The sequence below is a fragment of the Sinomonas cyclohexanicum genome (genome assembly GCF_020886775.1).
GTDB classification, from domain to species: Bacteria; Actinomycetota; Actinomycetes; order Actinomycetales; family Micrococcaceae; genus Sinomonas; species Sinomonas cyclohexanicum.
The window spans coordinates 3681845-3695852 of record NZ_AP024525.1; the positions used below are offsets into that span (position 1 = coordinate 3681845).

Below are 14008 nucleotides of genomic sequence, written 5' to 3' on the forward strand. Positions count from 1 at the left end.
TTCTCACACAATCGCCCCGGACGCGTCCAGGCAACACGCGACGGCCCAGCTTACAGCCGATACAACTCGTAGTACGGAGTGACCCTCACCAACCTCGGCTCTGGACAACCGAAAGAGTGGTAGAGCACTTGATGCTTGTCCAGCGAAGGGATCCGATCCGCCGTCTTCTCTGCCACCCCCTTCAGGCCCAGAGCTCCTAGCTGCTTTACGGTGACGTTTGGCACACGGTGGATCACCCACGTCCTGAGAGGTTCCCCATAGTTGTGCTTGCCTGTGTCGAAGTGGGACAGGTACTGGCTTGAGAGCACCACGCCGAATCCGAACTGGCGCCCCTGGAGCATGAGGTCCATCAGCACCGAGAAGTTGTACCGCATGATATTGACCGCCTCGTCCACCACAAGAAAGGACTTGAGGTAGCGCAACTGGGGATCAGCGCCCTGAAATGGCGGCTTTGGCGAACGAATCATATAGTCGAAGTATAGATTGAGAAAGAGCGCAACAATCGCATTTTTAGCGTCCTGATCCTGGCCCAGCTCGTTCAGCGCGACGACAATGACGCGACCCTCTAGGAGCTCGCCAAACGAACTTAGATTAGTTCGGTCATAGTCGAACAATTCACCGTAGACAAACGTCTCGAGGATCGCCGAGACGGAATCCGGCTTCCCCTGTTCGTCTAGGTACAATTCGAGGACCTCGGCGAGGGTGGGCTCCTTCTGGCCCGGCCGTTCGAAGAGCTCTCGGATGACCTTCTTCAGCATACTGGATTGAACGGGTCCAATACCGCTATAGATCTTCGACAGAATGTCAACGAACGCGGCTGCCTGCTGATGCGGCTTTCGCGCATACTCGTCGGTCACCGGCATGAAGACGTTCAGCGGCATCTTAAACGGACGGAGAACCTTTCCGTCGACGCGTTCCAAGAACTCGCCGCCTTGGAAGTCTCCCTTGTAATCAAAAATCAGCGATGAAGTTGGTTCGTTTGGCTGGGTCTTGAGAGCCTGAGAGCGAATCTGAGCGAGAAGGGCCTTCACGAACTCAGTCTTGCCCGTGCCCAGATCGCCGACGATTCCAATGTTCATCTGAGTGAGCGCTGTGTTGCTGGGCCAGAAATCAACCGGCGCCTTGCCGATCGAATCCAAAGCGTAACCGATCCGGACCTTCACACCGCCATCGCGAATCCCAGATGCCTGTGGATCGGGCACGACAGTGGACGATGAGCTTGTGGATGAATCAGATTTCAGGTGAACTCTGGATACATCATGGGGGCCTGTCACTCTGTCGGGCACTTCGTCGACATCGTCATGGTGAGCGCCAAACCGACCTTCACCGCCGGCGTCGTCGTCCATTGCTTCCGCAGTGCGTCGGCCTCTGTCGAGGAGCTTCGCCCATGATGCGACGAGCCCGGACTTCTCGTTATCAAGAGCCGAGAACACAGCACGTGTATCAGCAACAAGTCCGACAGCCTCTAGTTCGGAATTTCCGACGTCGCCCACATAGTATGCATCCTCACCAAACTCGGTGCCTGTGTAGTCGAAGTATGTGAGGATCGGCTGGCCGGCGCGTACGGTGATCTCTCCTCGGGCTACCCGGCCTAGTCTTGCAGAAAGTGCGGTTGAATACTCATCCGCGACTGGCTTCAGCTTAATGGCGGTTTCCACCAAGGTGGCCAATGCATTGAACCACAGTGCGCGGTCAGCCCGCTGGTCGAGCGACCCTGCAGTTCGTCCTATGTCTTCGATCACGCGATAGCTTGAAGCGAGCTGTTCAAGAGCTTCGGCGAAGGCGGCTGAGTCCGGGCTGGGCAGCGGATGGCCGGGACCGGACGCCGTCTTCAAGCCATAACTCTTGATCTCAACCGGGGATATGACCAATTCTTCATCGTCGAGCTCTAGTAGCAGTAGGTCCGCACGCCGGTTCGTTTGACCGTGTTCTGACTTCCCACCAGCCAAGATTCGCAAGAAATAGTCCGCCGCATCGACGGGGATGACCAGCCTGGTGGCCTTATGAGCGGGAGCTCGGTCGAAGAGCTCGAACGCTAGATAGAAGCCGAGAGCGCCCGCCACGTGCGTTCCCCCAAGAGATAGCAGTGATGCCAAGCCAACTCCCCGGCGTCCGAGGGTGCGCTGAACTCTGGCCTTGAGTCCTCCTTGGCAACCAGTCGTGCCTGCGGACTTGCCCGAAGCCCTGGTGAGCAAGTGTTCGAGGTCATGTCCGAAGGCATCAGGCACGCGTGCAATGGAAATGTGAGGCCGTCGCTCGACCAGGGCCGGGGCGTTCTTGGATTTCTCAAAGATCGGGGGGCGCCACTCCCACAACATGTTTTGGCCGGCGCTGTACTGGTCCATGAGCCCGGCCATCACCGCCGGATTCACGTGGGTTTCGCCGAGTACGGTCCAATCCGCCGACTTGTCGGCCAGCAGCGTGGAAATCATCCCCGCTTGGATCGCAGGCGCAGTCCCTTCTACCTGCCTCAGAGCAGTCAGGAAGGCCGAATCGCCCTGTTCGTTAGGCACCCCGGGATACGAAGGGCTCTCGTAGGCCCCGAATGCTTGCCCGTGGGCTTCGAACCTTCTGAGAGGAACCGCAGCGATGGCGCCTTTGGCCACCTCCCCCGGACCTATGCGCGCCGTGATTCCAGCTCCTTCGAGGAACCGCACGTTGCACGCAACCGGGCGACTCGGGTCGGGCCGATAACGAGACCAGGTGACGAGCAAGTCCCTGTTCTCCCGGACCAAGTCGGTCACGTCGTCGCGGGGTGGAGCACCCTCTCGAAGCACTGAGTCGTACACGCGAATGCCGCCTTGGAATGACTCGGCAGACGTCCACTCCTGAGCCATTGACAACACAGCACTGTCAATCTCGGTAACACGGTTAGCGGGCTGCGACGCGGCGAGGTCAACAGTCAGAGTCGTGGCATGAGGATGCATGCGGCGAAACGACCGCAGGGCCGCGTCGACACTCGCGCCATTCAGGCCCGTGGCCGCCGTCCCGGGAGCCAGATAGTCGCCGATCCGCCCGGGAGACTTCAGGGGAATGCCCTCATCCGACCCAGCGGGCACAAGTACGGACCACCCAAGAAAGATCTGGTCCTCGCCGGCATCGGATGGGACTGCGATCATGCGGCGGGTCTTGCGGGGCCCCGGACCAGCGATGGGAAAGTTCCAGCCCTCAAGTGATCCGAGCAGGTCCTTGGCGTTTTGTGCTTCATCCAACACCGACTCACTGCCCGCGAGCCATGCCAATCTCAGGGGATGCAGTGGGCTCAGAAGGACCGTGCTGCAGTGATAGCCAGTCGTAATGTCCCAGACGCTGATCGAGAACGGATAGGCTGCCCAGAAGTGGATCGCGTCATTGGGTATTTCGGCGGCTGCTTCTACGAGGTCGCCGTAGGCGTTAAGGTATTCGTCAAGACGCGAATTTCCCCATAGTGACCTGAATGAAGTACGAGAGGGCCATTCAAATTCGACACTGGCATTCCCTGGTTGCCTGCCCAGAAGCTTCTCTAGCCCCAGATTGTCTAATGCCTCACGGAACCTGTTCGCTTCAGGGCCATTCACAAACGGATCGTCGAAGGTCAGGTTCATCATATGTGGCCGGAGCAGGCTCTCAGGCAGATCAGCCATCAAGACAGAACCACCCCAGTGCGGCCTCAGTTCGCTAAGTGAGCACGGGCGGTCGGACGGCATCGCGGCATGGCCCAGAGCCTGCCGGAACTCAGCGTCTCCGGACGTCAGCGCTCGACCGAGCATCGATTCGAAGAGTCCGCGGATCGACAGCCCGATTTCTGGCTTAGGGCGCTCGGCGATCACCTGCTCCTTCAGGGCAGCGGCAATGAGCGCTGATTGCTGACCCTTGCTCGCCGCGACAGGGCGAATCCGGAAGGTGCGGTCTTCCACAGTGAAATCGCTCTCGGCGCTTGCCGCGAACTTGATCGTCCGCAGTTCACGGATCACCGGGTGGGCTGGTACTGGGTTCCCATTCAGGGCTACGTCCGCTTCGGAGTCCGAGCACCAAATGAGCGCCTGATATCCCCGCGTGTTGGGCACCACCTCTGCGGTTGCCTCCAGAGCGCCGTCATCCGACGGCTCAACAGCCGTCGCCCGGCCGAGAGCTCCGTCAGACCGAACGGGCGCCACGACCATCAACGCGTTGTCTGGCGAGAGGAAGTAAACCTTGTGCCCGAGCTTCGCAGGAAGGAACCCGGAAAGGGCGTGCGAACGGTCAACGTCCAGGGTTATGGAGGCCGGTCTGAATTGCGCCGCGTTGCGTCCGGTGCCCGCCGCGCGGTGAAACTGTCCTCGTAGCCGAAGCCGCCCTGTCTCTACAGAAACCCCGTGGGTCTCCCACGCACCAGCTCCTTTCGGGGTCACGGTGACGCTGCATAGGCTCTTTGGGATCTCCGCTTGCGCGGACCCCGTCCAGGGAACCGATATTTCGATCCCAGGCGACCTCGGCTGCCGGCCCTCAGCGGGTCTAGTTGTAAGCGGAACAACATAGGGCGCCGCTGGTGTGTCGAAGTCAAGAAGAAGGCTACCCCCATCGGCGAGTGCCAAGGTGAGACGGATGTCTGATGCGTTCCCGGACGGATCTATGAAGTCGGCAACTGTGATGCGTGCGAGCACGTCGAGGCGTTCTGGATTATTGTCCACCCACTCGACGAGGCCAGACTTCGGATCCCCAGTTCGTAGGACCACGTCGTTGAACCCGTCCGTTGAGACCAACGAAAACGACGGGTCCTCCGTCCGTACTGCGATCTGCGCCAACGACTGCTTCAGGGAAGACTCGTCCGTCCAGTACTCGTGGAAAGCATCTGCGAGCTCGCGAATGGGGCCGGCCCCACTCGCGGTCGCCTTGGCGCTCCCGTCGGGGCGGGGCAAGCCGAATGCTGCATAGCACCATTGCTGAATGAATCCATCAAGGCTCAGGGCTGAGCCTTCGACGACAGAGGAGTGAAACCGCTTGGCCAGATTCTGCAGTCCCGTCTCAACGTGCCGGAACCACCTCACGTTCCAGCTTCCGACGCCTTGCTGGTCTGCGACGTGAAGAGCCCGGAGTGTTTCGAGGCACCGCTCGAGGAAGGCCACAGCATCGCTGTTCGTATCAAGGTCCTGACCTGCAAGACCTGCTAGCGCTTGCAGCAGCACCCTAGACATCTCGTGAAGCCCAAGCCTGCTGTCGGCTGCGTCGGGGTAGCTCGGCCCCGCAACCTCGGTGAAGGTCTGAAGGAACGATGCAAGATCAGGCTGTCGGCCGAAGATAACCGCCAGACGGTCACCCTGGCGGTAGCGTACTGATTCCTTTGCTGAGACCATCACCACGTCGTCAGCAACGGACTGCTCACTGCCGGCAGCATTGACAAGGATGGCAAACGGGCTCGAAGAACTGGGTCGCCGCTTATTTGCCGCCCTTACAATCTGCACGGCCGACTCGAACTCGATTCCGTCGGGCAAGTGAAAGTAGCTGAGCCCGTTGATTCCCGCCAGCGCTCGTCCAAGTGCTCCGGCGAGACTTATCGTCATGTCAGCCAATTCAGAAGGCCCTTTCAACAATCACTGCATTGTCTGCATCCGCGCTGCCGCGCGCCATACCCGCTCGCTCCAGAAGGGCGACGAGATCTCCAAGCTCGGGGCGCATTCCCAGACGGGATAGATCAGCCAGGACATCACCAACGGTGCAGTGGCGAGATCTCCCGCGGCATGCGAGGCTAGCTACCACCGTGACCCATTCTGTCCCCGGATCGACTAGAACGAAGCGCCGTCCGTGGGCCTTCAACACCCCAAAATAGTCAGTGTAGGGTCCGCTAGCTTCTCGAACCTGCAGCCCGTACTTAACGGTCTCATAAACTGTCTTGCTCTTGTCGGTCCCGTCAGCAAGGGATTTGACCAGCGCCTCGACGTGCCCCTTTTCGTCAGACAACTCTCGAAGAAAGTCAATGGCTGAGACGGCGGCGAGTGAACGAGCTTTGGCATGCTCTTTCATCCGGGCGCCCAGATAGGTGCGCACCTTCTCTCCGCGACGCAGCCGATGCTTGATGAGCGAGGCAACATCGCGGGTCGTGACCGTCGCACGGCTCGACTGCCAGGGGAGCGGGGGACGTACGCTCGCGACCAACTCTGTGAAGGTTGCTGGCACTGATCTGCCTATAACCGCTGCTGCAATGCGTTCATACCAGGCCGCCTCCCACAGGAATCCAAGCCCCATGGTCAATCGGAGGACCGTAGTCGCCCAATCCACCCACACTCTCGCGGGAAGCGAATCGACCCAGTCATCTGACGTCAAGGCAGACCAGACACGCGCGAACCACGAGTATGGAGTGTCGGGGAACAAACCTGCCCATTGCCTCCCCTCCAAGTGGCCGAGATCACCCGGCCGTCGCTCATAGCCGTCGGAGAGGATGCCCGTCATAAAAGCCCCGTCGATCGCCTGGAGAACGGGATCGTGGTCGAGGCGTCGGTCGACGGCCCGAAGCCAAAGCGCACTCGCCGACTGACCTTCTCGCTGCGACGAGTCGCTTCCCAACGCGAACATTGCTTCAAGGATCTCTGCGAAATCAGGTGGGTTTCTCTTGACCAGGACACCGCGAGCATCCTGAAGCAGCGCCAGTGAGGGGGACAGTGGGCTGGCGGGCTGATTCCCTGTTCGCTCGATACGAATGCCAAGAACGCTTCTCGCCACGGCGTCCCCGAGACTTTCCGGCGTTGACTCCGTGATCAGGGCCGTAGGCCGACCATGCTGAGCAAGCAACTCGCCAAGCTGGGCGAGCTTCTGGCCAGTGGGAAATGTAGATCTTACGTCGACGAACTTGCTCTGCTTTGCATCCGCCTGATACATGTACCCGGCCACTTTGCCGGTGCTCTTTTCGGCGCTTCCATCACCGATCGGAGGCGCATCCTGCCGGCGCTCGTAGGCCCGATGCGCAAGAGATGAAATCAAAAGCTCAGGCACTGAGAAATACTCCGGGCGGTTAAAGGGAAGCCTAAGGTATTCTGCCGATGGTACAGACACTAGAATTCCCCCTGCGACTTCAGCGTCACGATTCTGCTTTCACGTCCGCTAACGATTCGTATCTGAGTATCGGCCAGAACGTTGCTTCGAAGGTGCACCGCACGGATGCGTTCGAGTCGTGGCGACGTGGCGTCAACGAGATTAGTGACACCCGCGTAATCATCAACGCACGCGAGAGCCTCCCTCACGAGTGCAAAATCGAGCGTCATTCGACCGAGCTCTTTCGCTTGACCTCGAAGTATCAAAACCGTCTGATCTGGTCCAACGGATTCGGTTTGCATCTCAAGACTCGGAAGCAACACAGCAAGCTTGGATGACTTCGCCCAGCCTAGAATCGGCTCCGCTCGACTGTCAAAGAGGGGCAACAGTGATTCGTCGGCGCCTTCGCCAGGACGTCGCTGTGGCCTAATCAGAGTGCGAAGCGCCTTCGCCAGACCATCGGGAATGTTTGGGCTGTGGAAGGCGGCGTCTAGAAGCACACCAACCTCGCGCCGGAACGCTGAAATGCCGTGGGCCATCGCGTACAGCCTCATGAGATACGAGCCGTACCATGCGATGGCTTCCAGACGATCGCCCTCCTTGAGGGTGATGTCCTGCATCAGATCAACGTATGCGGAATCTAAGATCTCGTCGAAGTCATGTACGACGGATCCCAGGATCCCCTCCTCGTCGCGGGTATGGAGATATGACAGAGGTGAGGTCTCGTCATAGTTGCCTGCAAACGCATCGTTAATAGGCGTTGCCCAACCCTGCGTGGGGTCAGTGGGAGCGTCACCAGGTATCGCATCCTTGACCGGATCCACCTGACTCATGAGACGCAAGACTGGGTCTCGGCGGGAGGCTTCGACCGAAGGGGTGCCGTATCCAGCACCAAAGATGCCCTGTATCCCGCGGAGACTTGCCAGTCGCCGCAACTTCTTGAACCGCTCCAGAGGGTCCCCTGTCGGCTGATTGACGGCGATGAACTCGTCCAGTTCGTCTCGGCCCATCTGGCCGGGCGCGCTCCCAACGGCCACCCGACTCAACAGGCCCCAGAGCTCTCGATATGTGAACCGCAAACCTGTGGCAATTTCGGCCGACCGCGCGAGACTCAATATGGCAGACCGTGCACTGGAGGACTGGAGCATGGCGATATTCCCCGCGATCGGGTTTGCTTCGTAGTGCCGTGCCCAATCGACTGTGGAGAGCATGTTGGAGACCTGCTCGATGAGGTCGTGTGCCGGAGTCGACCCGGGCGGCAGATTGGGCCGCTCGACAAGTCGGGTCACCTGAGCCCAGCCACTGGAAACTACTGTGTTGTCTTTGATTACGGTGCTCGGGGCACGCTCAAACAAGGAACATTCATCGACGCCCACGGCCAGTAGATGTGCCCGAGGGTGGCCAAGGTGCTCGAGGATGGCTGATCTGACCACTCTCGACCCCGACCGCGCTTCAACGCGCCACGCGGATTCCATCTCCGGGCTGTCTGCCAGCCAGCGGATGACGGCTGCGCCTGCTGTCCACTCTCCATGCGGCGTGTGCCGGCCGAGGGCCGACAACTCCTCGATAAGGATTCCTCGGTTTATGCAAGCCAACAGGTGGATCGGCCGCGTTCCCGGCACCGTGGCTATTTGATCGACGTCTCCAGCCAACGGCGCGGGTGTCCCTGCGCGATTCCCGATCGTGGCATCGTTGATGATCAGGAGGTCCGCCGTGTCCCCGGCGTAACGGTACGACCGGTCCGCAAGTCCGTGCTCGTGCTGGCTCACGAGGCGCATACCTCGAACAGCGCGAGCGCTGGCGTGAGACTTCCCCGCGCCGGGCCCCCCGACAAGGAACAGGAGTCTGGGGAGACTGCCCGGTCGCGTGGGCCCGCGGAACCATTCGAGCGCTTCATCGACGCCGGCAGCGCTGGCTGCAACGGGCCACAAGTCATCGACTGAGTGATCAGGTCTTGCCGCCACATCCGTGCCACCAGTTGCACGATCCCAGAATCCAGAGAGGAGTGAGAGCGCCGAAGGTGGATTGTCGACGGACTCAGACAAGGTTCTTCCTCCTGAACGTGGTAGTGCGCCTATGTCTTCCGGCGTTTTGCCCTCCGACGGCGCGCGAAACCCCTCAAGTCTCGTCTCGGCCGCCCTTTGCACAGCGACGCGAAGCGATTCTTGGACATGGCTTCGGGGCTTGTAACCGTCTACGTACGGATGGCCCAGTTCTGAAAGAACATGACTGACGTTGCAGAACTTGAACTCGATGGATCCCTTGCTTCGCCCGGTGCGCTCTTGAACGCCGCGATTGTGCTCAATCTTCGAATAAGACTCGCCGAGGAGCTCTCGCTGCAGCATCGAAAAATATGCGTCGACCAGAACCCGCGTTTCGTCGTCCGTCCACGGGCCACCAGAACCTTCAAACCCCATGCCAAGAACCTACAGGACCGTGAGGACTCTGTTGTGCGCGACCGTCAGCCAGCTGACTACCCGAATTTACACACGTCGGGGTGAACACACCCGCTGACGCTCTTGGGGTGGGACCGGCAACCCTTCGGCTTAGCCCTTCCCCTGCTCCTTCTTCCGCCGCTCGCTCTCCTCGCGGTGGCGGCGGATCTGGGCCTGGATGAGCTGCTCCTCCTCGGTGAAGCGGAGGGCGTTGGCGTCATCGACGGAGTCGCGCGCGCCGTCGACCTCCTGCGCGGCGGGGTACTCGACCTCCTCCTCACGGGACTCGTCGGAAGGCTCGGGGGCGGTGGCACGCTGCTCAGTCATGGCCACACTGTAGACCCTGAAACCTCCGTTGTGTGGCTAGGCTCGCACCATGAGCGACTCCCCCACCATCGGCATCACCGGCGTCACCGGGACGATCGGCGGGCACGTGGCCCGGCTTCTCTCCAACAGCGGGCTCCCCCTCGTGCTGCTCCCCCGGAACCCGGCGAAGGCACCCACGCTGCCGCGCGCCGTCGTGCGCCCGGCCGACTACGGCGACCGCAACCTCTGCGAGCGCTCGCTCGAAGGCATCGAGACGCTCTTCATGGTCTCCGGCCGAGAGAGCGCGACCCGCATGGACGAGCACCGCAGCTTCGTCGATGCCGCCCAGGCGGCGGGCGTGCGGCACGTCGTCTACACGTCCTTCATGGGCGCCGCGCCGGACGCGACGTTCACCCTCGCCCGCGACCACTTCGCCACCGAGGAGTACATCAAGTCCGCCGGCCTCGCCTACACGTTCCTGCGCGACTGCCTCTACTCCGACTTCCTCGAGGCGATGGTGGGGGACGACGGCGTGATCCGCGGCCCCGCGGGCAGCGGCGCCGCCGCCGTGGTCGCCCAGGCGGACGTGGCCAGGTGCGCGGCCGCCGTCCTGCGCGACCCCGCCACCCACGCCGGCGTCACCTACACCCTCACCGGCCCCGAGGCGCTGACCATGGTGCAGGTCGCCCACATCATCTCCGCGGTCCGCGGCCGCACGGTGACGTTCCACCACGAGACCGTCGCCGAGGCGTACGAGTCGCGCAAGAAGTGGCCCGCGCCGGACTGGCAGTACGACGCCTGGGTCTCCACCTACACCGCCATCGCGGCCGGCGAGATGGAGCACGTCTCCGACGATGTCGAGACCATCACCGGCCAGCGCCCGATGAGCCTCAAGGAGGTGCTGCGGGCAAATCGAGGCTGACCGTACGTTCGAGGCTCTCGCGGATCGCCCACGAACCTTTCTCGTTCTGGGTCAATGGCCGCTGGCCGCCAGCTGAGATAGGGGCAGCCGCGTGCGTGATCCGGTCCCGCTTGTCCCGGATCGCACTCTGGAAGCGCCGCCGCGCCTGCGCGAGTTCGGCATCGCGGTGGAGCGGCGAATGCCCAACCCAGAGCAGCGCGAGTGCTGGGTCTTTCCTGACCCACTCCAGGAGCCACCGGCCGCCGAGGCCTTCTTCGCCGCAATCCACGGCCGACACGTGCTCGAGAGCGCCTTCTAGATCGTCAACAGCCTCCTCGTATCGCCCCAACTCCATGAGGACGCAGGACCGTTGATAGCGGGCCCTCAGGCCGACCAATTCGAGAGGATCGTCATCCCATTCGGCATTCTCAGAGTCCGCAACGGACCGGACCGGCCGGGCCAAAGTGTGGATGTTCAGCACGCTGAGCGCGGAGGGCAGCCTGCCGTCGGGGTTGTCGGGGAGGTCCGCGAGGAGTTCCCAGAGAACATCCAGACGGCTTGGTGTGAGCGCGGCCCACCCCTTCTCGGCCGGCCGCACCACGGGGCGCCCCCCATGACCAGTTGGCCGCATCTCCCACGAGGCTAGCGGCCCCGCGACGAGCGTCGCGAGGTCGTCGTATTCGCGGTCGAGGGTCCCTCGGAGCGTTTCGCTGCTCCTGCGCCTGATGGCAAATCGGCGCCAAGGGCTCTTGAAGGTGAGTTGAGTCGCGCCGACTGCCTTGGAGAGCTTGAGCGAGAGGGCCAACGACTCGCGCAGGTCATGTTCGGCCATGCCCTCCGGATCACTCGCCCGGGCTCGATGGACCAGATAGCGGTTGTAGTGTGCAACGGCCAGAGAATACGTGGTCTGGTACCAGAGAGGATCCACGCTGGCACCGCCCCGCTCCCAAGGGAGCGAAGAACGGAAGTGGTACCTGGGTTCGAGCAGACGCCGGGCGATCCTCAAATGCCGGATTCCCTCCGCCATCTCGTGATCGTCATCCACGTGGCGGGCCAGTTCGCGGCCCAACTCGACCAGCGCGCCGACATTCCGATGGTCCTTGGCCAACGCACTGTCGAGCCACTGCCTCTTCTCTTCACCGGAACATCGCTGCGCGCAACGAAAGTCGGCGTAGCTTTCCCACTTCTCCGTCCCCAGGAGACGCACCCGATGCCTCTGCTGCCGGCGACCTGCAGAATGCTTCGTGACCATAAAGGCCAGCCAGGCGCCGGCCTTCGTGGCGAGGGAGGCATAGGACTCCACATCCGTGCCCGCAGGCTGGGCGAGGGACACAGACTCCACTTCGCGGCCCTTCCGGTCGCTCAGCCTAACGTCGAGACCTATCCGGCCCTCGCTCTTGGCCACTGGAGTGAGGTCAATGTTCAGCCGACGACTTCTCGAGGCCAGCAGTGGGCCAAGCCATGCCCACTGCTCCGGCAGGAACGCAGCAGCTGCGGGAATCGCGGCGTCCGGTCCGTCAACCATCTTGAGCGTATGAGGCCCTTTCCCGGCGCTCCGCAGTTCCTCGAGAACGAGCGACTGGACCACCGCGCCGGTTCCCTCAAGGCCTGCCGGCTCTGCTATATCCCCTAGGGAGAAGCTCCTCTTGCCGACCTTGCCACGGATCAAGATGAAGTACAGACAATAGGCCACGGCCACCATGCCGATGACTGCCAGGCCCGTCTCGCCGATTTTTGCAGCCCAATCCGCAATCAGATTAAACCAATCAGTGAAGTCCACTGTTTCCACCTCGTTTGCACATCACCAGGGCTCAACTCCGAGCATTCCGAAGAGCGTGGGCGACTGATAGAGGCTTCCTGCCCGCGTCGCGTGCAGTCCTTTGGCGAAACCGATGGATGCACCTCACGTAGCGGCGTACGGTGGCCGTACAACCGGCGGAAGGAATGGCCATGACCCGCTTCCTCATCACCTATCACGGCTACCCCTACCCTGACATGGACGTCATCGCCAGCCAGCGGCGGGACTTCCGTGCCTGGGCCGAGAAGTCATTCGGACGGGCCATGGTGGACTTCGGCGCGCCGCTCTACGACGTCGGGCAGATATCGACCGCCGGCCCGCCGCACCCGCCGGTCGAGATCGACGGGTACACGATCATCGAAGCCCGTTCCGTGTCCGAGGTCCGGGCCCTCCTCGAGGGCCACCCCTTCCTCGCACTCGGCGGCACCATCCAGATCAACGAGTGCCTCGAGGTGTGACCATCCGGGGGTGCCTAGGGCTTCAGCGACTGGGTCAGCACCTCGTACTCGTCCACCCCGAGGACCTCCATGTGCTGCGCCCCGGCGGTCTCGGCCCGGATGGCGTCGATGGCGTCGCGGCTGCCGTCGAGGGCGGCCTTGTCCTCCCAGAGCGAGAGGGACAGGGACGTGCCGCCCTCACCGTGGAGGTAGTACAGGCCCCTGCAGCCCGGGAGCTCCAGGACGCGCTGGACTGTCTCCTCCGTGGGCGCCCCCGTGCTGCCGGCGCTGGGCCTGTAGGTGCTGACTCTGATGTACACGGTGTCCTCCCGGGATCGCGAGGCGGTCGGGCCGAATTCCGTGCGAGCGCGACTCCCGCCTCATCCCATCAGTAGGGACCCGGAGGCCTCCCCGCGCAATGGCGCAGGCCCACATCAGGCGGTGAGAGGGACTCCTGGGGTCAGCTGGCCTCGACGCCGAGGAGCTCGAGCACCCGGGCCACCGTCGCGGCCGCGCCGTCGAGCGCGGCGCCCTCGCCCAGCCCGCCTGAGGGTCCCAGCCCGTCGGCATGGAGCAGGGCCGCAGCGATGACCTGCATGATGAGCTCGACGTCCCGGTCCTCGAGACGACGCCCGGTCATGCGCTCGAGGGCCATGTTCACGGCGCGCGCGAGCAACGGGCGGTGTTCCCTCATGGTCTTCTGCAGGCCGGCGTCACGCCCGGCGTCGAGCATCGGCAGGAGGCGGGTCACGACGACGTCGGCCGCGAGCCCGGGCGCGAAGAACACGTCCATCAGCTCGAGTGCAACTTCCTCGAGGGTCCGGGGGCGGGCGTCCAGGGCCTCGGCCCGCTCCAGGGCGACGCGCGACCTCAAGTCCTCCGCACCCTCGACTGCCGCGGCGTACAGGGCCTGCTTGCTGCGGAAGTAGTAGTTCCCTGAGCCCGGGGCGAGCCCCGCGGCCTCGGCGACGCGCCGGTGCGTGATGGCGGCGGGCCCGTCCGAGATGAGGAGCCGGGCCGCGGCCTCAGCCATCCGCCGCTTCCGCTCCCGGCTCCGTTCCTGCTTCGCCCCCTGCACGTCCATCCCGTCCATTCTGCCGGAATAATCCGGGGCCGTCGGTTGCTGAGAATCAATAGCTATACGCAT

At 62.5% G+C, this 14008-nt stretch carries 10 protein-coding genes; 3 read left to right on the top strand and 7 right to left on the bottom strand.

The genetic code is table 11. The features are described 5' to 3' along the window. Positions 1-50 precede the first annotated feature (50 nt). Genes SCMU_RS17370 through SCMU_RS17380 form a run of 3 tightly spaced genes read right to left on the bottom strand, consistent with a single transcriptional unit; the run spans position 51 to position 8753 of the window. Entirely contained in the window at positions 51-5519 is a 5469-nt protein-coding gene (locus tag SCMU_RS17370; protein WP_229233078.1) for an ATP-binding protein, read from the bottom strand. 10 nt (positions 5520-5529) lie between these two features. Further along, positions 5530-6945, bottom strand: a complete 1416-nt coding sequence (locus tag SCMU_RS17375; RefSeq protein WP_229230347.1) for a hypothetical protein — start codon at positions 6943-6945, stop codon at positions 5530-5532. 59 nt (positions 6946-7004) lie between these two features. Beyond that, complete coding sequence (locus tag SCMU_RS17380; protein WP_229230348.1) at positions 7005-8753, bottom strand: hypothetical protein; 1749 nt, start codon at positions 8751-8753, stop codon at positions 7005-7007. A 456-nt stretch (positions 8754-9209) separates the two neighbouring features. On the opposite strand from SCMU_RS17380, the gene SCMU_RS17385 reads away from it, so the two are divergent. Next, positions 9210-9485, top strand: coding sequence for a hypothetical protein (locus tag SCMU_RS17385; protein WP_229230349.1), 276 nt, complete (start codon positions 9210-9212; stop codon positions 9483-9485). 45 nt (positions 9486-9530) lie between these two features. Here the strand turns inward: SCMU_RS17385 and SCMU_RS17390 are convergent, their stop codons facing one another. Further along, a complete protein-coding gene (locus tag SCMU_RS17390; protein ID WP_229230350.1) occupies positions 9531-9746 on the bottom strand; it encodes a hypothetical protein in 216 nt (71 codons plus the stop codon). 49 nt (positions 9747-9795) lie between these two features. Between SCMU_RS17390 and SCMU_RS17395 the strand changes: the two genes are divergently transcribed. Continuing rightward, complete coding sequence (locus tag SCMU_RS17395) at positions 9796-10647, top strand: SDR family oxidoreductase (RefSeq protein WP_229230351.1); 852 nt, start codon at positions 9796-9798, stop codon at positions 10645-10647. On the opposite strand, the gene SCMU_RS17400 is transcribed toward SCMU_RS17395, so the two are convergent. Continuing rightward, positions 10616-12406: a hypothetical protein gene (locus SCMU_RS17400; RefSeq protein WP_229230352.1), complete on the bottom strand. Its 1791-nt coding sequence runs from the start codon at positions 12404-12406 to the stop codon at positions 10616-10618. The two genes, SCMU_RS17395 and SCMU_RS17400, sit on opposite strands and share 32 nt — an antisense overlap. A gap of 170 nt (positions 12407-12576) precedes the next feature. On the opposite strand from SCMU_RS17400, the gene SCMU_RS17405 reads away from it, so the two are divergent. Then, positions 12577-12882 carry a YciI family protein gene (locus SCMU_RS17405; RefSeq protein ID WP_229230353.1) on the top strand — a complete coding sequence of 102 codons (306 nt, stop codon included), beginning with the start codon at positions 12577-12579 and terminating at the stop codon, positions 12880-12882. 14 nt (positions 12883-12896) lie between these two features. Here the strand turns inward: SCMU_RS17405 and SCMU_RS17410 are convergent, their stop codons facing one another. Both SCMU_RS17410 and SCMU_RS17415 read right to left on the bottom strand, forming a co-directional pair. Beyond that, entirely contained in the window at positions 12897-13181 is a 285-nt protein-coding gene (locus SCMU_RS17410) for a hypothetical protein (protein ID WP_229230354.1), read from the bottom strand. A gap of 140 nt (positions 13182-13321) precedes the next feature. Next, positions 13322-13945 carry a TetR/AcrR family transcriptional regulator gene (locus tag SCMU_RS17415; RefSeq protein WP_229230355.1) on the bottom strand — a complete coding sequence of 208 codons (624 nt, stop codon included), beginning with the start codon at positions 13943-13945 and terminating at the stop codon, positions 13322-13324. Between the last annotated feature and the right edge of the window lie 63 nt (positions 13946-14008).

Coding starts and splice junctions, on each gene's coding strand:
- SCMU_RS17390 (WP_229230350.1), bottom strand. CDS start 9,746: ATGACTGAGCAGCGTGCCACCGCCCCCGAGCCTTCCGACGAGTCCCGT.
- SCMU_RS17385 (WP_229230349.1), top strand. CDS start 9,210: ATGACTGACGTTGCAGAACTTGAACTCGATGGATCCCTTGCTTCGCCC.
- SCMU_RS17395 (WP_229230351.1), top strand. CDS start 9,796: ATGAGCGACTCCCCCACCATCGGCATCACCGGCGTCACCGGGACGATC.
- SCMU_RS17405 (WP_229230353.1), top strand. CDS start 12,577: ATGACCCGCTTCCTCATCACCTATCACGGCTACCCCTACCCTGACATG.
- SCMU_RS17370 (WP_229233078.1), bottom strand. CDS start 5,519: ATGACGATAAGTCTCGCCGGAGCACTTGGACGAGCGCTGGCGGGAATC.
- SCMU_RS17415 (WP_229230355.1), bottom strand. CDS start 13,945: ATGGACGTGCAGGGGGCGAAGCAGGAACGGAGCCGGGAGCGGAAGCGG.